Origin of the sequence: Ruegeria sp. HKCCA5763, from assembly GCF_013034545.1 — a bacterium.
GTDB lineage: Bacteria > Pseudomonadota > Alphaproteobacteria > Rhodobacterales > Rhodobacteraceae > Ruegeria.
On sequence record NZ_WQGF01000001.1, the window covers coordinates 811,985 to 829,864 of the forward strand.

Sequence of the window (17,880 nt, forward strand, 5' to 3'; positions counted from 1 at the left end):
TGACGAGGGGAGACGTCTGATGAGTCAGCCACAGATAACGTTAAACGACCGGTTTGATCTTGAGAAAAACCCCGTTCTTTTGAACGGAACTCAGGCGCTTGTCCGGTTGATGCTGATGCAGAAAGCAAGGGACCGGCAAGCGGGCCTGAACACGGCGGGCCTAGTTACCGGTTATCGAGGTTCGCCCCTTGGTGCGGTCGATCAGCAGATGATGCGCGCCCAAAAGCCGCTGGCTGAAAACGATGTGACGTTTCAGTTCGGATTGAACGAAGATCTGGCTGCAACTGCGCTTTGGGGCAGTCAGCAGGCGGGATTGCGCGCGGATGGCAAGTTCGATGGCGTTTTCGGGCTTTGGTACGGCAAAGGTCCTGGCGTTGACCGGTCCGGCGACGTTATGCGCCACGCGAACATGGCCGGAACGGCCAAACATGGCGGCGTCCTTATGGCGATGGGTGATGACCATACCGGTGAAAGCTCGACGGTTTTGCATCAGTCCGAATGGTCGCTGGTTGACATGTATATGCCGATTGTCAGCCCCGCTGGCGTTCAGGAAATTCTGGACTACGGCATATACGGCTTCGCACTCAGTCGCTTTGCTGGGGTCTGGGTCGGTTTGAAAACGATGAAAGACACAATCGAGGTCACTTCGGTTGTGGATGGCAGCCCGAACCGGATGCAGGTCGTTGTGCCTGAATTCGACATGCCGGAAGGTGGGTTGAACATTCGGTTGGGTGACACTCCGCACCTGCAGGAAACGCGCGTCATCGACTACAAAAGGTTCGCGGCCGAAACGTTTTCCCATGCCAATAAGCTCGACAAGCGGATGTGGGGCAAACCCGGTGCCAAGATCGGCTTTGTGGCTGCAGGCAAGAACTGGCTAGATCTGACACATGCTCTTTCGCTTTTGAATATCGACGAGGCCGAGGCCGAACGGCTGGGGATCACCACTTACAAGGTGGGGCAGACTTTCCCGTTGGATATGGCCGGGTTCCATGACTGGGCCGAAGGGCTGGACTTGATTGTGATCGTAGAGGAAAAGCGCAAGCTGATTGAGGTTCAGGTCAAGGAGGCCATCTTTGACGATCGGCGTGGTCGCAGGGTTTATGGCTGGTACAAAGGTGGGGCAGGGGCGCTGCACCGGGAAGAACTGTTCCCGACGCGTGGTGCGCTTGATCCGATCATGATTGCCGAAAAACTGGGCGAAATCCTGATCGAAGAGGGGCGCGAAACTGAAGGCATCAACGCCGGGCTTGCATCGTTGTCCGAAGCTCGCCGGGCCGATAACGCGCAGGAAATCGCGACAAGGCTTCCGTATTTCTGCTCGGGCTGTCCGCATAACAGTTCGACGAAAGTGCCGGATGGCAGCCGCGCCTATGCCGGTATCGGCTGTCACTACATGGTTCAGTGGATGGACCGCGAGACGACAGGTTTCACCCAAATGGGCGGTGAAGGCGCGAACTGGATTGGTGAAGCTCCGTTTTCGACCACCAAACACGTGTTCCAGAACCTTGGCGACGGCACTTATAACCATTCGGGCGTTCAGGCGATCCGGGCGGCGTTGTCGGCAGGAACGAACATCACCTTTAAAATCTTGTTCAACGACGCGGTCGCCATGACCGGTGGGCAGGACAACGAAGGCGACCTGACCGCAGAACGGATCGTTGCAGAGGTCAAAGCGATGGGGGTCCGCGAGGTCGCTCTGGTTTATGACGAAAAGGAAGACGTTAACTTCAAGGCTCTGCCAGCCAGCGTTCAGACATATGAGCGCGCGGATCTTATGCAAGTGCAGGAGAAATTCCGCGAGATCGAAGGCGTTTCGGTCATTGTCTATGTTCAGACCTGCGCGGCTGAAAAGCGCCGCCGTCGCAAACGGGGCACGTTCCCGGACCCGGACAAACGAGTGTTCATCAACACTGATGTCTGCGAAGGCTGTGGCGATTGTGGGGTGCAGTCGAACTGCGTATCGATCGTGCCGAAACAGACCGAACTGGGCCGTAAGCGAGCCATTGATCAGTCAAGTTGCAACAAGGACTTTTCCTGCCTGAACGGGTTTTGCCCCTCGTTCGTGACGCTTGAGGGCGCGAAAATCCGCAAAGAGGCAACGACCGAGATCGACCTGCCGGATTTGCCGATGCCGGAGCTTCCCGAGATCAAGGGAACGCACAACGTGGTAATTACGGGTGTTGGTGGAACAGGCGTCGTCACCCTTGGTGCAATTCTTGCTCAGGCCGCGCAGATTGATGGCAAAGGCGCGGGCATGATGGAAATGGCGGGCTTGGCACAGAAAGGTGGTGCGGTTCATATCCACTGTCGTCTGGCCAATCGCCCCGAAGATATCAGCGCGATCCGCGTTGCCACCGGTGAAGCCCACGCGCTGATCGGCGGCGATTTGGTGGTTTCCGCCGGGGCGAAGACCTTGGGCCTGACGCGCACCGGACGCACCGGCGCAGTCGTAAACAGCCATGAAACGGTCACGGGCGACTTCACACGCAATACGGAGTTTCGCATTCCAGCCGATCAGTTGGAACTGGCCTTGCAGGCGCGGCTGAAAGAAGATGTCTCATTGTTTGACGCAACCGATCTGGCGCGCGCCGTGATGGGGGATTCGATCTATTCCAACATGATGATCTTTGGCGCGACCTGGCAGCGCGGGTTGTTGCCCGTCAGCCATCAGGCGATCTTTGACGCCATTGAGTTGAACGGAACGGCGGTCGAACGAAACAAGCGTGCGTTTGATATCGGCCGCTGGGCAGTACTGCATCCAGATGAAGTGCAGTCTATTCTGTCCCCAACCGTGGCGGAGATGCCGAAAACGCTGGACCAGATCATCGAGTTCCGTGCACAGCACCTGACCGATTACCAAAGTGCGCGGCTCGCGAAACGGTATCGTAAGTTGGTCGACAGCGTTGAGGACGCTGAGGTGCGCGAAGCAGTGGCAAAGGGCTATCACAAGCTGTTGTCCTACAAGGATGAATACGAGGTTGCCCGCCTTCTGCTGACCAGTCGGGAAAAGGCGGCGGCCGAGTTTGATGGCGATTTCAAGATGACGTTTCATCTGGCGCCGCCGATTTTCGGAGGATCGGGCAGCAACGGCAGGCCCAAGAAGCGCGCATTCAGCGAATCTGTCATGGGCCCATTGAAGCTGCTGACCAAGTTGAAGGCCCTGCGCGGCACACCGTTCGATGTTTTCGGATATTCGTCCGAACGCAAGATGGAGCGCGCTTTGATCCGGCAGTACGAAAAGGACATGCGCGAAGTGTTGCCGTTATTGTCGCAGGACACGCGTGATGCGATCTCTGCCTTGGCTCGACTGCCATTGGATATCCGTGGTTTCGGACCTGTTTTGCAGGAAAACGAGGCCAAGGCAGCCAAAAGGCGCGAGGAGTTGCTGGCATCCATCCGAAGCGGCGGGCCCGAGTTGCAGGCAGCGGCGGAGTAAATCGTCACAAGGGCGTCACGATAGCTAGGCAAAATTGTTACTTACACCTATTTTGCAGGCAACAAACCGGAGACCCACATGCCATCGCGTCGTGATGCCGTTCGTGACATTTCTTATGCCCATTCTGCCGAGACCAAAGGCGGGCGAATGGTTATTAAGCTTATGGAGAATACGACTGGCCGTATGCGCCTGATCAAACGCGCCGACGGATACGAGAAAGACGTTGCCAACGGGCGCGACTTTTGGGCCGTTATGGTCGAACGCTATGGGCTGACATTGGATGTTGAGGGGGGATCGCTTGCAAACGTTCCGACGGATGGCTCCCTGATCCTGATCGCCAATCATCCCTATGGCATTCTGGATGGCCTTATGATGGGGCACATTCTGTCTGAGACACGCGGAGATTTCCGAATTCTTGCGCATCGGGTTTTTCGCAAGGCCGAGGATCTGAACCGTATCATTCTGCCTATTTCGTTTGATGAGACGAAAGAAGCGATGAAGCTGAATTTGGAGACGCGCAAAACGGCTCTCAACTATCTGGGCGAGGGCGGGGCGATTGGTATTTTCCCCGGAGGCACGGTCAGCACCGGCGTCAAGCCGTTTGCCCATCCTATGGATCCGGGTTGGCGCGGCTTTACCGCTCGGATGGTGGCAAAGTCCAATGCCACCGTGGTGCCGGTTTTCTTTGATGGGCACACGTCGCGCCTGTTCCAGATCGCAAGCCATTTGCACAACACGCTGCGCATGGGCCTGTTGATCAAAGAATTCAAAAAGCGCGTGGATACGCCTGTCAAAGTGGTGATCGGAGAGCCTATAGGGCGCGACGTTCTGGATCCATTGGGTAAGGATACGCGCAAGATGATGGATTTCCTGCGCAAAGCCACGTATGAGCTGTCTCCGAAGCCGTTGGAGTCCTATGACTACGGCTATGAATTTGAGGAACGGCATCGCGCCTGAAGGGGCTAATGGCAGTAGGTATCTTTGATTCCGGTTTGGGCGGTTTGACCGTCCTGAACGCCGCGCAGCAACGGCTGCCCGACGTGGATTTCCTGTATTTCGCGGACAGCGCACATGCGCCCTACGGTGTACGCGACGCCGAGGATATTTATCAGCTGACCCGCAAGGCCGTGCACAGTCTTTGGGGTCGCGGCTGCAATCTTGTGATTCTGGCCTGCAATACCGCAAGTGCCGCCGCGCTGCGCAGGATGCAGGAAGAGGGCGTGCCCGAGGGTAAGCGAGTGCTAGGCGTCTTTGTTCCCTTGATCGAAGCGCTGACCGAGCGGCAATGGGGCGACAACTCTCCACCACGCGAAGTGGCCGTTAAGCATGTGGCCTTGTTCGCGACGCCTGCCACTGTGTCCAGCCGCGCCTTTCAGCGGGAACTGGCATTCCGCGCGATTGGCGTGGACGTCGAAGCGCAGGCCTGTGGTGGTGTGGTTGATGCTATTGAAGATGGCGATATGATCTTGGCCGAGGCGCTGGTGCGGAGCCATGTTGATGCGTTGAAACGCAAAATGCCGGACCCGCAGGCCGCAATTCTGGGCTGTACGCATTACCCGTTGATGGCCGAGACGTTTCAGGCGGCCCTGGGTTCGGATGTTCAGGTCTTTAGCCAAGGGGATCTGGTGGCCGAAAGTCTGGCCGATTACCTGCAACGTCACCCCAACATGCTGGGCGACGGCGGCGGTGGTTTTCTGACCACGGGCAAGCCAGGGTTTGTCAGTGACCGAGCGACGCAGTTCCTCCGACGACAAATATCGTTCGAGGCGGCCTGATTTAGGTCAAGGACGCACTTCCCCGAATTTTCTAGTTCAAAGACCGTCACATCGGCGGTCGTGATATGTGACACACGTAAAGAAGAGGTCTGACATGACCCATAAAATCGCAATTCTGGGCGCTTCTGGTTACACCGGCGCTGAACTGGTGCGGCTGATCGCCGAGCACCCGAACATGGACATCGTTGCTTTGGCCGCCGAACGTAAGGCTGGGATGAGTATGACGCAGGTCTTTCCGCATCTGCGGCACATGGACTTGCCGGATCTGTGCAAGATTTCCGAGATCGATTTTTCCAATGTTGATCTGTGTTTCTGTGCTTTGCCGCACAAAACCAGCCAAGAGGTGATCCGGGACCTGCCGAAAGACTTGAAGATCATTGATTTGTCAGCGGATTTCCGGCTGCAAGACCCGGATGAATATGAGAAGTGGTATGGCAACCCGCACAGCGCTTTGGAACAGCAGGGCGAGGCCGTTTATGGCCTAACTGAGTTCTATAGGGATGAGATAAGGTCGGCGCGCTTGGTCGCCGGTACAGGCTGCAACGCCGCGACAGGGCAATATGTGCTGCGGCCGTTGATCTCGGCCGGGGTTATTGATCTTGATGACATCATTCTGGACCTGAAATGCGCAGTTTCCGGGGCCGGGCGGTCGCTCAAGGAAAACCTGCTGCACGCTGAGTTGAGTGAAGGGTACAATGCCTATGCGGTCGGCGGTGCACACCGGCATCTGGGTGAATTCGATCAGGAATTTTCGAAGCTGGCCGGGCGGACAGTGCATGTGCAATTCACACCGCATCTGGTCCCGGCTAACCGGGGCATTCTGGCAACGACCTACGTCAAGGGCGACCCGCAAAGCGTCTATGAAACGTTGGCAAAGACCTATGTGGATGAGCCTTTCATCCAGATGCTGCCGATGGGACAGGCGCCGTCGACCCATCATGTACGCGGGTCGAATTTCTGTCATATCGGTGTGGTGGCTGACCGGATCGAACGGCGCGCGATTGTGATTGCCGCGCTGGATAACCTGACAAAAGGTAGCAGTGGCCAAGCCTTGCAGAACGCCAACCTGATGTTAGGTGAAGATGAAACTGTGGGTCTGATGATGGCCCCTCTATTTCCGTGAGGACGGTATGAAAACGCTTAAGAAACGTCGTCGAGTACAAGTCATTTTGGTAGCGGTCGTTGCCTTGGTGGCATCGACGGCGTTGATTGGGTGGGCCTTGCAGGATGGCATCAATTTCTTCCGTTCGCCCAGCGAGGTAATTGCGGAGCCGCCCAAACCGACCGAGGTGTTCCGCATAGGCGGGCTTGTTGAAGAAGGCTCGATCATTCGTGGGCAGGGCGAAACCGTTCATTTTGTGGTTACGGATGGGGGGGAGAGTGTCCCGGTCTCGTTCACGGGCGTTCTGCCGGATCTGTTTACCGAGAACCAAGGCATGGTTGGCACCGGAAGCTACGTAAACGGCGTGTTTGAAGCAACTGAAATCCTTGCCAAACATGACGAAACTTACATGCCGAAAGAGGTAATGGACGCGCTGAAAGAGCAAGGTGTTTACAAAGAAGCGGAAGGCAGCTGATCGTCGGGCTTCTCGGGCAAATGTAGCCATTGAACAAAAGAATAAAGGGCGTTGCACGTGTTCAAACTGCAGCGCCCTTTGTCGTTTCTGGATGTTAACAGGTTTGTCGGACCGTTGCCGCGATTGTTAAAATTGGGGGATGTCATGCAAACGGTTCGGCAGATCGCAGAAGACATCGTTGCACGAGAAGGCGGGTTTGTGGATGATCCGGACGACCCCGGCGGTGCCACGAAATACGGTGTGACCATTCACACAATGCGACGTCTGGGATTGGATTTGACTGGCGATGGTGCTGTGGATGTTGCCGACGTGCGGTTGCTCACGCGGCAAAAAGCGGTCGACATCTTTGTTCAGCATTACTTTGATAAGCCACGTGTTTCGTCGTTGCCGAATGTGCTGCACGCTTCGGTCTTTGACATGTATGTGAACGCCGGATCTCAGGCAGTGAAAATCTTGCAACGACTTTTGCGAGACATGGGCTTCAATGTGGCAGTGGATGGCGTGATTGGTCCAAAGACCGCAGCAGCTTGTGTAAGTGCAGCCCAGCCGGACCCATCCACACTGCGGGATGCATACGGGATTGCGCGGCGGAATTACTACTTTCGTCTGGCGGATCGACGACCGGCGTTAAGAAAATATGCGCAAAGCCGGTCAGGGGGCAAAGGTGGCTGGATTAAACGCGCCGAAGAATTTCTGTCGCACCGCTATCACATGTCAGATGACGCGTTTCAAAGAAGGGTGGAAGCATGGGATTGATCTCGGGCGTCTTGGCGCTGTTGTTTGGGAATGGACGCAATGCGGTAAGAGAAACCGTTGAGCTTTACCGCGAAAACGCCGAAGCAGGCGCGCAGAGAGGAGCCGAGGTTCAAGCGCAAGCCATGTTGCAATTTGGTGGTGAATTCCAAACTGCGCAAAAAGGTTCATTTGACCGGTTTATGGATGGTGTGAATCGACTGCCACGTCCGGCTTTGGCCTTGGGGACGCTGGGGTTGTTCATCGCGGCCATGGTCGATCCGCTGTGGTTTGCGGCTAGGATGCAAGGCATGGCTTTGGTGCCGGAACCTTTATGGTGGTTGTTGGGCGTTATCGTTTCCTTTTACTTTGGAGCACGGCATCAGGTGAAGATGCAGGAGTTTCAAAGGGATATCGGTGTTTCAATGCTGCGATTGCCTGCCGTCCTGAACAATATCGAGCAGTTGCGCGCCCTGCGAGCCGACAGCCCGGGGGCTGCGGATCCTGGCCCGGATTCAGCTTTGACGCAAGACATCACGCGCCCTGATGCCAACCCTGCGCTGGAAGACTGGCGCAAGCGTCGCGGGACCTGACCCGCGACACTATGTGCCCCCGGATCTGGCGAAAGTTATTGGCCCCCGGATTGGCCCCGGAGTATATTCCGGAGCATGATTACAGAACTCGGCCACTTTGCCCTAATTCTCGCCTTCTTTGTCGCAATCGTGCAAAGCGTGGTGCCCCTGATCGGTGCCTCGAAACGTTGGACCGGATGGATGGCATTTGCCGAGCCTTCGGCCATTGTTCAGTTCCTGCTAACGGCATTTTCCTTCGGTGCTCTGATCTGGGCTTTCGTCGTGTCCGACTTTTCCCTGAGGATCGTGGTTGAGAACAGCCACTCGGCCAAGCCGATGATCTACAAGATAAGTGGGACATGGGGGAACCACGAAGGGTCCATGTTGCTTTGGGTGCTGATTGTCACCTTGTTCGGTGCGATGGCTGCGTTTTTTGGGGGCGGTTTGCCGCCAACGCTTAAGGCACGTGTGTTGGCCGTGCAGTCTTCAATTGCTGTCGCATTTTTTGCCTTCATTTTGTTCACGTCAAACCCGTTTGATCGGCTTGCAATTGCGCCGTTTGACGGGCGCGACCTGAACCCACTGCTTCAAGACCCCGGTTTGGCCTTCCATCCACCGTTTCTCTATCTCGGATATGTGGGGCTGAGTATGGCGTTCAGCTTTGCCGTTGCCGCCCTGATCGAAGGCCGCGTCGACGCTGCGTGGGGGCGGTGGGTGCGGCCTTGGACACTGGCAGCATGGGTCTTTCTGACGATCGGGATCGCGTTGGGTTCCTGGTGGGCGTACTACGAACTCGGCTGGGGCGGTTTCTGGTTCTGGGACCCGGTCGAGAACGCCTCTTTCATGCCGTGGCTTCTGGCAGCCGCGCTGTTGCACTCTGCTATCGTTGTGGAAAAGCGCGAGGCGCTGAAGAGTTGGACCATTTTGCTGGCAATCATCGCATTCGGATTTTCACTGATCGGTACATTCATTGTGCGGTCTGGGCTTCTCACGTCTGTTCATGCCTTTGCAACCGATCCCGAACGTGGCGTGTTTATCCTGATGATCCTGGTGTTCTTTATCGGCGGGGCATTGACGCTGTTTGCCGCGCGCGCCCAAGCGATGGAGGCCAAGGGTGTGTTTGGTATGGTCAGCCGCGAAAGCGCTTTGGTGGCGAACAACGTGCTGCTGGCTGTCAGCTGTTTTGTTGTGTTCGTAGGCACCATGTGGCCGATGGTGGCTGAGATGATGTTCGACCGGAAGCTCTCGGTCGGTGCTCCGTTCTTCAATGCGGCGTTCTCTCCGTTCATGGTGCTGCTCGGGTTGATCCTGCCGATTGGGTCAATGTTGCCTTGGAAGCGGGGAAGGATTGGCAAGACCGCGTGGTCGCTGCGCTATGCCTTTGGTCTTGCGCTGGCAATTGCTCTGCTGGTTTGGGCGATGCAAACCGGACGAAGCGCGCTTGGGCCGGTTGGGCTGTTCCTTGGGGCCTGGATCACCTTTGGTGCAGCGCTTGATTTGTGGAGCCGCACAGGCCGCAATGGCAGCCTTAAGCGCCTGTTCCGTTTGCCGGGCGCGGATTGGGGAAAAGCGGTTGCTCATACCGGTTTGGGCGTCACCATCTTCGCGGTCGCTGGTCTGACTGCGTGGGAGGCCGAAGATATTCGCGTGGCGCAACCCAACAAGCCGTTCGTGGTGGGGCAGTTCACGCTGACCCTGCAAGATGTGCGGCAGGTTGAGGGGCCGAACTATTTCTCGACCACGGCAGATGTCCTGGTTGAAAAGAATGGACGTCTGATTGGCACCCTGCACCCGGAAAAACGCGACTATCCGGTGGCGCGTATGCCCACGACTGAGGCTGCGATCGACTATCGTTTCCTGGGCGACCTTTACGTCGTGATCGGCGATCAGCAGGCCGATGGGGGCTGGGTCATGCGGACCTATATCAAACCGCTCGCAAACTGGATCTGGGGTGGCTGCATTCTAATGTCGCTAGGCGGTATCCTAAGCCTATGTGACAGACGATTCCGTGTTGCGGCTGGGGCCAGAAAAACCCCGGTTGGCGGAGTGCCCGCAGAATGAAACGCCTTGTACTGATCCTAATGCTGCTGGCGACACCCGTGTTTTCGGTGCAGCCCGACGAGGTGCTGGATGATCCGGTCCTCGAACAGCGGGCGCGCGACCTCAGCACTGGCCTACGCTGCCTTGTTTGCCGGAACGAGAGCATCGACGAAAGCAATGCAGATCTTGCGCGTGACTTGCGCCTGTTGCTGCGTGAGCGTTTGGTCGCGGGTGACAGCGATGAAGAGGCAATTGCCTTTATCGTAGATCGCTATGGCGAATACGTTCTGCTGAAGCCGACGACCAGCGGTTCGAACCTGTTTCTATGGCTCGCCGGACCCATCATGTTGCTGATTGCAGCCGGGGTCGGGCTGAACTTTCTGCGCAACCGCGCCAAAGCCCACGCTTCAGTTGAGAGCACGACGCTGAGTGAGGACGAAAAGGAACGCCTGCGCCGAATTCTTGAAGACTGACGTTTGGTTCTGCTTTTCCCATCCCGTTTGGGTCAGTAAGTGTGCAAAAACGCAAGGCGCGACGGGAGGGTTTTAATGAAATACGAAACGGTTGTTCTGGATATTTCTGACGGGCTGGCAGTTCTGACATTGAACAGACCTGACAAGATGAACGCTCTGACAACTCAGATGCGAGCTGAAATCACTCACGCAATGAAAGATGCGGCGACCCGAGCCCGGTGCATCGTGATCACCGGCGCTGGACCTGCTTTTTGCTCGGGACAGGATTTGGGTGATGCGTCGTCAACCGGCAAGATTGACTTGGAACGTTCGTTGCGGGACGAATATGAGCCGATGCTGGAGACGATTCACAGCTGTCCGGTGCCCACGATTGCGGCCGTGAACGGAGCTGCGGCTGGGGCAGGAGCCAACCTTGCCCTGTGCGCGGATGTAGTGATTGCTGCCGAAAGCGCCTATTTCCTGCAGGCCTTTTCGCGGATTGGGTTGCTGCCCGACGCCGGCGGAACGTGGTTCATGCCGCGTCAAATGGGGCTGGCCAAGGCGATGGGGGCGGCCTTGTTTGCCGACAAGATCAGCGCACGGCAGGCAGATGATTGGGGTCTGATCTGGGAGGCCATCCCTGATGAAGGCTTCGCTGCGCATTGGCGCAAACGGGCGGAATACCTGGCCAAAGGTCCGACCGCCGCCTATGGCGCGATCAAGCAAGCTGTTCGTGGGACATATGAAAACACCCTGCCTCAGCAGCTTGCGACCGAAGCGCATCTGCAAGGCGAATGCGGTCGCTCGCGCGATTTCGCCGAAGGTGTGGTGGCATTCATGGAAAAACGCCCTCCGAAATTCGAAGGGCGCTGAATAGGTCGAATTTAGGCGCGGCGGCGGCGGCGCGCTCGGCGCTCGGGTGCAGCATCATCGCCGGTTCCGTCCGAGGCCGAAGTAAACGGACCAAGCGCATCAGTGATTTGTTCCAGGGTGGGGCGCTCGCCGCGGGATGTGGTGTCCAGCGCCTCGCGCATCTTGCGCAGGTGATCGGGCATGGTCCCGCAGCAACCGCCAATGATCGTAGCACCTGCGTCGCGCGCCATAGCTGCATACTGCCCCATCAATTCGGGTGTACCGTCATAGTGGATGTGGCCATCCACGTATTTCGGAATGCCCGCGTTACCTTTTGAGATCAGAGGACGTTCCGTGCCCTGTGCGCCAAAGCCCAGAACAGTGCGCAGAATATCCGATGCGCCGGTTCCACAATTGGCTCCGAATGCGATGGGCGGGTTTGGCAGCGTTTCAATCAGTTGCGCCAGATCAGCCGAGGTGACACCCATCATTGTGCGACCCGCTGTGTCAAAGCTCATGGTGCCACACCAGGGCATATCGGCCAGCGCAAACGCTTCGGCGGCGGCGCGGAATTCTTCGGGCGCGCTGATGGTTTCGACCCACAGCACATCCACTCCGCCTTCTTTCAGTGCTGCGGCTTGTTCGTGGAACATTTCCACCGCTTCGGAATGAGACAAGCTTCCGACGGGTTCCATGATCTCGCCGGTCGGGCCAACGGATCCAGCGACCACAACGGGGCGTCCCGCCTTGTCCGCAACTTCACGCCCAAGTTCCGCACCGATGCGGTTCAGTTCGCCCACGCGATTCTGTGCGTTATGCAATTTGAGCCGCGCCGATGTGCCACCGAACGTATTGGTCAAGAAAAGATCGCTGCCCGCATCGACGGAACCCTGATACAGGGCTTTGATTTTTTCGGGAGCGTCCACGTTCCAGAGTTCAGGCGCATCGCCGGATTGCAGGCCCATGTTGAACAGGTTTGTTCCAGTCGCTCCATCCGCCAGAATGGCATCATTGGTGTCCAGAAGCTTGCTCAGCGCATTTGTCATTGGGGTATTCCAGAAAAAGGCGCAAATCGCCGTTAAAAAATAGAGACGCCCCATGTCACACGACAGGGGCGTCAAATCAAATTCATAAAACTCATGAAGATCATGAGTCAGGCGCTAATCGTTTAGTCGGTCTCGCTCAGAACCTGCGCTTTGGCCTCTGGCAAAAGCTCGGCCATTTTCGCCCGAATTTCGTCATCCGAGGACAAGCTACCCAAATCGCCTGAAACCTTGCGCACAACATCCTCGTGCCCGGCTTCTTCAAAATCGGCGATTACAACCGTCTTTGCGTATTCTTCGGCATCGGCACCGGTTTTGCCCAGTTTCTCTGCCGCCCATAGGCCCAGTAGTTTGTTGCAGCGGGCCTGGGCCTTGAACTGCATTTCTTCGTCATGAGCAAATTTGGCTTCAAAGGCGTTTTCGCGTTCGTCGAACGTGGTCATTGGGTGAGGACCTCTTGGGTTACATCTTGTTTCCTGATGATATGACCATACGACGTCCCGTGCGCAAGGTATTTGCGCTGCGTCAAAGCCTCTCGGGTACATGAACTTGCGAGAAAACGGGGCTTGCACTAAGAGAACGCCAACGAGAGGGGACTCAATCCCTCTGCTCAGACTGGAAAGGTCGCTTATGGCGCGTCGCAAAAAAATTTACGAAGGTAAGGCCAAGATTCTGTATGAAGGTCCCGAACCGGGCACAATTGTGCAGTATTTCAAGGATGACGCCACCGCGTTTAACGCGGAAAAGAAGGACGTTATTGACGGCAAGGGCGTATTGAACAATCGCCTGTCCGAGTTCTTTATGAACGGCCTGACCCAAATCGGTATTCCGAACCACTTTATTCGCCGCCTGAACATGCGCGAACAACTGGTGCGCAATTGCGAAATCGTTCCGTTGGAAGTGATCGTTCGAAACTATGCCGCCGGATCGATGTCAAAACGTCTGGGCATAGCAGAAGGGACACAGCTGCCGCGCCCGATCGTCGAATATTGCTACAAGGACGACGCGCTGGGTGATCCTCTGGTTACAGAAGAACATATCGCGGCCTTTGGTTGGGCCAGCCAGCAGGACATGGACGACATCCTCAGCATTGCTCTGCGGGTGAACGATTTCATGAGCGGCGTGATGCTGGCAGTTGGTATTCGGCTGGTGGACTTCAAGATCGAGATCGGACGCGTGTTCGATGGCGACTATCAGCGCCTGATCGTGGCTGACGAAATCAGCCCCGACAGCTGCCGCCTGTGGGATATTGAGACCGGCCAGAAGCTGGACAAGGATGTGTTCCGCCGCGATCTGGGCAACCTGACCGATGCATATTCAGAAGTCGCGCGCCGGTTGGGTGTGCTTCCGAATACCAATGTCACCAAGCCGACACTGATCAACTGATCCGTTCCGGAGACTTATGTGTCAACTAAACTGCGCTGCGGCAAAAACCGCGGCGCATTTTGGTTTTTGCGTTATCGGAAGGTTCATCTGTTGGTGATTAACCGAAAGAGTCGCTTCGCTTGATGACAACTGCGGCAAACTGCTTGGGAAACAGGGTTGTCGAAAACGGTCAGGCACGCTATCCCCCGCGCAACGAAATGGGCCATGGATTGCGGCCCGAAGGTGGAGTTGCCAAAATGAAAGCACGGGTGCATGTGATGCTCAAGAACGGGGTACTGGACCCGCAGGGCGAAGCTGTTCGGCACGCATTGGGCGCAATGGGCTTTGATAAGGTCGAAGGTGTACGTCAAGGCAAGGTGATCGACCTTGAACTGACCGAAGGTGCAACCGAAGCGGATGTCACCGAAATGTGCGAAAAGCTGTTGGCCAACACGGTCATTGAACGCTACGAGATCGAACTGGTCTGACCGAATGCGGGCCGCGCGTCTGATCACCTATCGCCAACCACTTGAGGTTACGACGGTACCCGACCCCGAACCCGCCGAAGACGGTGTGGTGGTTCGGGTTCTGGCCTGTGGCGTATGTAGGTCTGACTGGCACGCGTGGTCCGGCGCAGATCCAGACGTTATTCTGCCAATGACACCTGGTCATGAATATTGTGGCGAGGTTGTTGCGGTCGGCGCGCGCGTTACCCGGTGGCGGGTTGGCGACAGGGTGATTGCTCCCTTCATTCTGGCTTGCGGGCATTGCGCGGATTGTGCGCAGGGGCATCAGACAATCTGCAACGATCAGATTGTGCCTGGGTTCACCTGCGATGGCGCCTTTGCCGAATACATTGCTGTAGCCCATGCGGATGCTAACCTTACATTGTTGCCCGACAGCATTGCGCCCGAAGTGGCGGCCGCCCTTGGGTGCCGGGTGACGACAGCATGGCAGGCATTGGTCGGACGGGCGCAGGTTCAGGGTGGGGAATGGATTGCGGTCTTTGGTGGCGGTGGCGTTGGAATCTCGACCCTGCTGTTGGGCAAGGCCCTTGGTGCACGGGTTGTGGTGGTCGATATCGCAGACGACAAGCTGGATTATGCCATGTCTCTGGGCGCGGACGCGGTCGTGAATGCGACGACCTGTGATGCGTCGCAAGCCGTGAAGGACATCACTGGCGGCGGCGCGCACGTTGCAATTGAAGCCTTGGGCATTGAAGTGACGACTGTCTCCGCGATGCGGTCCCTTCGCAAACTGGGGCGCATGGTGCAGATCGGAATGCCTGCGGGGGATCACACCCAGATGGCACTGCCAATGGATGTGCTGTACTCTGGCCAGCTTTCTGTTTTCGGTACACGGGGAATGCCAAGCTGGCGTTATCCGTCCTTGTTGTCGATGATCGCAGGGGGCGGGATCGACCTGAGCCCACTGGTCACGCGTAAAATATCTCTCAACCAGGTAAGCGCTGAGCTTGCCGCCTTTGATCATCCGACCCCTCCGGGCGTTGCGGTGGTTACTGATTTTGTCTCGTAGGAGGGCCCGCCATGCGCGCAGCCGTAATCGTATTCCCCGGATCCAACTGTGACCGAGACCTCGCCGTCGCTTTTGAGCAGGCCGGTTTCAAGGTTGATATGGTCTGGCACAAAGACGCAGCGTTGCCCGACGGTGTAGATATCGTGGGCGTACCGGGCGGCTTTTCGTATGGCGACTATCTGCGCTGCGGGGCCATCGCTGCCAAGTCACCGATCTGCAAAGCGGTTGTGAATCATACCGAACGTGGCGGATATGCAGTTGGTATCTGTAACGGTTTCCAGGTTTTGACAGAAACGGGCATCCTGCCAGGCGCGTTGCTGCGCAATGCCGGGCTGAAGTACATTTGTAAAACAGTGGGCCTGAAGGTTGAAACCAGCGATAGCGTGTTTACCGCCGGCTACAATGCGGGTGACGTGATCGGCATTCCGATTGCACATCACGACGGCAATTACTTTGCGGACGACGAAACGCTGTCGGCATTGCAGGATCAAGACCGTATCGCGTTCACCTATACCGAGAATCCCAACGGCTCGGTGGGTGATATTGCTGGCATTCTGTCGGAAAACCGCCGTGTGCTGGGAATGATGCCGCACCCCGAACGGGCCGCTGACGAAGGTCACGGTGGCACCGACGGGGCGGCGCTGTTCCGCGCATTGTCGGGCGTGTTTGAAGCGGCGTGACTTGAGGTCACGCGCGCCCGCGCTTAACGTCTGGACATGAACTCGGACGTGCGATCAGCCTGGTCAAATCTGTTGAAACCGTTTCGTGGTGCGCCACTGGGCTGGCGGCTGCGCCTGTCTGTGCTGGTGTTGCTAGTCGCAACAATCGCAACGGTCTGGATTACCAACCGCCTGTTGACTGACAGGTTCACGGAATCCACCCGAAACCGGGCTGAACTACGGCTGGCCTTGTATTCCGGAAACTTGCTCAGCGAATTGCGACGAAACTCAATCGTGCCGCAGTTGCTGGCTCGTGACCCAACCTTGATTTCCGCCCTACAATCCAGTGACTACACGCTTTCAACGCAGCGGTTGATCTCTTTTGTAGAAGAAATCGGCGCCGCATCCTTGATGCTGCTGGACAGCGACGGTCGGACAGTCGCGGCGACCGATCGGAACAGACTAGGCGAAGGGCACAGAAATACCGCATATTTTGTGGACGCCGTCCGATCAAACGCGACAATTTTTTCCGTCATTCCGAAGGAATCCGGCGGATACAGTTTTGTGTATTCCCGGCGACTGGAAAATGGATCGGAAATTCTGGGTGTCATCGTTGTTGAGGTGGATCTTCAGAAATTCGAGCGCGCATGGGCCGGTATATCAGACGCGGTGATGGTCACGGACAGCACCGGAACGATCATCCTGTCCACCGAGCCACGTTGGCGCGGCTTGGAAGAAAGCACGGCAATGCTGCGCCAGCCGCCGCAGGGCGCAATTCAACGCGCCATTCGGGCCACAACCGACTGGACGGCTTTGCCACCTGACGCGTACCTGCAAGGCGAGGCGGTGATGCGGATGGAAACACGCATCCCGTTCCGGGGTTGGCAGATGACATCTTTCACCACCTTTGAGTCGATCCGCGAAAAGGTGAACAGCGTTCTTGCGCTGGAAATCATGGGTTTTGCGATTCTTCTGGCGCTGACGTTCTATGCGCTCAGCCGTCGGGCCACCTTGCGCATGGCCCTGTTTCAGCGCGAGTCGGCAGAGCTTCGCGCATTGAACGCGCGGCTACAGCGAGAAATTGCTGAGCGGGAACGGGTTGAAAAGACGCTGGATTTGGCAGAACAGACCCTCGCGCAAAGCTCGAAATTGGCGGCGTTGGGCGAGATGTCGGCTGCGGTCAGTCACGAGCTCAATCAACCTCTGGCTGCAATGAAAACATATCTCGCCGGGGCGCGTCTGTTGTTGCGGCGCAACCGACCGGAAGAGGCGCTGGCCAGCTTTGGGCGCATCGATGGCCTGATCGAACGGATGGGTGCGATCACGCGCCAGCTTAAGTCTTATGCACGCAAAGGGGCGGATGCGTTTTCGCCTGTAAATCTTGGTGAAGCGCTGGCCTCGGCCTTGTCTATGATGGAGCCCCAACTGCGTCAGCGTCATGTGAAGATCACTCAGATCCTGCCGGAAGAACCTGTGATGGTGATGGGGGACCGGATGCGGATCGAGCAGGTGATGGTCAACCTCTTGCGAAATGCGCTGGATGCCACCAAATCAGTAGCAGAGCCGGATGTGGAAATCATCCTGGCGGCGGGCGACATGGCGGTCCTGACCGTGCGCGACAACGGGCATGGTATCGAGGATATCGAGAACCTGTTCGAGCCGTTCTATACCACCAAACAGCCTGGAGATGGCGTAGGTCTGGGGCTTGCTATCTCGTCTGGGATCGTGAACGACCATGGGGGACGGCTGACTGCGCGCAATGCACAATACGGCGGCGCGGTGTTTGAAATGCAGTTGCCAGCACTGGGAAGCGACGGCCTTGAGGCCGCGGAATAACG

At 57.0% G+C, this 17,880-nt stretch carries 17 protein-coding genes; 15 read left to right on the forward strand and 2 right to left on the reverse strand.

Annotated elements, in window-relative coordinates; translation table 11 throughout:
* Window positions 1–19: 19 nt before the first annotated feature.
* The 10 genes from GOV89_RS03980 to GOV89_RS04025 all read left to right on the forward strand — a co-directional run bounded on the left by GOV89_RS03980 (window position 20) and on the right by GOV89_RS04025 (window position 11,460).
* On the forward strand, window positions 20–3,439 hold the full coding sequence (locus GOV89_RS03980; RefSeq protein WP_171237521.1) for an indolepyruvate ferredoxin oxidoreductase family protein: 3,420 nt from the start codon (window positions 20–22) through the stop codon (window positions 3,437–3,439).
* 78 nt (window positions 3,440–3,517) lie between these two features.
* Entirely contained in the window at window positions 3,518–4,396 is an 879-nt protein-coding gene (locus GOV89_RS03985; RefSeq protein ID WP_171237522.1) for a lysophospholipid acyltransferase family protein, read from the forward strand.
* A gap of 8 nt (window positions 4,397–4,404) precedes the next feature.
* Complete coding sequence (locus GOV89_RS03990) at window positions 4,405–5,214, forward strand: glutamate racemase (RefSeq protein WP_171237523.1); 810 nt, start codon at window positions 4,405–4,407, stop codon at window positions 5,212–5,214.
* A gap of 94 nt (window positions 5,215–5,308) precedes the next feature.
* On the forward strand, window positions 5,309–6,337 hold the full coding sequence (argC, locus tag GOV89_RS03995) for an N-acetyl-gamma-glutamyl-phosphate reductase (protein ID WP_171174217.1): 1,029 nt from the start codon (window positions 5,309–5,311) through the stop codon (window positions 6,335–6,337).
* Window positions 6,338–6,344: 7 nt separating this feature from the next.
* Window positions 6,345–6,791: a cytochrome c maturation protein CcmE gene (gene ccmE, locus GOV89_RS04000; RefSeq protein WP_171089834.1), complete on the forward strand. Its 447-nt coding sequence runs from the start codon at window positions 6,345–6,347 to the stop codon at window positions 6,789–6,791.
* 144 nt (window positions 6,792–6,935) lie between these two features.
* Window positions 6,936–7,547, forward strand: a complete 612-nt coding sequence (locus GOV89_RS04005) for a holin-associated N-acetylmuramidase (protein ID WP_171174215.1) — start codon at window positions 6,936–6,938, stop codon at window positions 7,545–7,547.
* Window positions 7,538–8,116 (forward strand): holin family protein, encoded by a 579-nt coding sequence (locus GOV89_RS04010; RefSeq protein ID WP_171237524.1) that lies wholly within the window; start codon window positions 7,538–7,540, stop codon window positions 8,114–8,116. Before GOV89_RS04005 ends, GOV89_RS04010 begins: the two co-directional genes overlap by 10 nt.
* A gap of 75 nt (window positions 8,117–8,191) precedes the next feature.
* Complete coding sequence (locus GOV89_RS04015) at window positions 8,192–10,156, forward strand: heme lyase CcmF/NrfE family subunit (RefSeq protein ID WP_171174210.1); 1,965 nt, start codon at window positions 8,192–8,194, stop codon at window positions 10,154–10,156.
* Window positions 10,153–10,608 (forward strand): cytochrome c-type biogenesis protein, encoded by a 456-nt coding sequence (locus GOV89_RS04020; RefSeq protein ID WP_171174208.1) that lies wholly within the window; start codon window positions 10,153–10,155, stop codon window positions 10,606–10,608. The genes GOV89_RS04015 and GOV89_RS04020 overlap by 4 nt, the downstream gene beginning before the upstream one ends.
* Before the next feature lie 75 nt (window positions 10,609–10,683).
* Window positions 10,684–11,460: an enoyl-CoA hydratase-related protein gene (locus GOV89_RS04025; RefSeq protein WP_171237525.1), complete on the forward strand. Its 777-nt coding sequence runs from the start codon at window positions 10,684–10,686 to the stop codon at window positions 11,458–11,460.
* 11 nt (window positions 11,461–11,471) lie between these two features.
* Here the strand turns inward: GOV89_RS04025 and bmt are convergent, their stop codons facing one another.
* The gene (bmt, locus tag GOV89_RS04030) at window positions 11,472–12,485 is read right to left on the reverse strand and encodes a betaine--homocysteine S-methyltransferase (RefSeq protein WP_171237526.1); all 1,014 of its coding nucleotides are present in this window, start codon (window positions 12,483–12,485) and stop codon (window positions 11,472–11,474) included.
* Window positions 12,486–12,607: 122 nt separating this feature from the next.
* A complete protein-coding gene (locus tag GOV89_RS04035; RefSeq protein ID WP_171174201.1) occupies window positions 12,608–12,925 on the reverse strand; it encodes a DUF1476 domain-containing protein in 318 nt (105 codons plus the stop codon).
* Between the two features lie 187 nt (window positions 12,926–13,112).
* On the opposite strand from GOV89_RS04035, the gene purC reads away from it, so the two are divergent.
* The 5 genes from purC to GOV89_RS04060 all read left to right on the forward strand — a co-directional run bounded on the left by purC (window position 13,113) and on the right by GOV89_RS04060 (window position 17,878).
* Window positions 13,113–13,868: a phosphoribosylaminoimidazolesuccinocarboxamide synthase gene (purC, locus tag GOV89_RS04040; RefSeq protein WP_171234202.1), complete on the forward strand. Its 756-nt coding sequence runs from the start codon at window positions 13,113–13,115 to the stop codon at window positions 13,866–13,868.
* Between the two features lie 236 nt (window positions 13,869–14,104).
* Entirely contained in the window at window positions 14,105–14,335 is a 231-nt protein-coding gene (gene purS, locus GOV89_RS04045; RefSeq protein ID WP_171234565.1) for a phosphoribosylformylglycinamidine synthase subunit PurS, read from the forward strand.
* 4 nt (window positions 14,336–14,339) lie between these two features.
* Window positions 14,340–15,383 (forward strand): zinc-dependent alcohol dehydrogenase family protein, encoded by a 1,044-nt coding sequence (locus tag GOV89_RS04050; RefSeq protein ID WP_171234203.1) that lies wholly within the window; start codon window positions 14,340–14,342, stop codon window positions 15,381–15,383.
* Window positions 15,384–15,394: 11 nt separating this feature from the next.
* The gene (purQ, locus tag GOV89_RS04055) at window positions 15,395–16,063 is read left to right on the forward strand and encodes a phosphoribosylformylglycinamidine synthase subunit PurQ (RefSeq protein WP_171237527.1); all 669 of its coding nucleotides are present in this window, start codon (window positions 15,395–15,397) and stop codon (window positions 16,061–16,063) included.
* A 36-nt stretch (window positions 16,064–16,099) separates the two neighbouring features.
* Complete coding sequence (locus GOV89_RS04060; RefSeq protein ID WP_171174196.1) at window positions 16,100–17,878, forward strand: ATP-binding protein; 1,779 nt, start codon at window positions 16,100–16,102, stop codon at window positions 17,876–17,878.
* Window positions 17,879–17,880 lie beyond the last annotated feature (2 nt).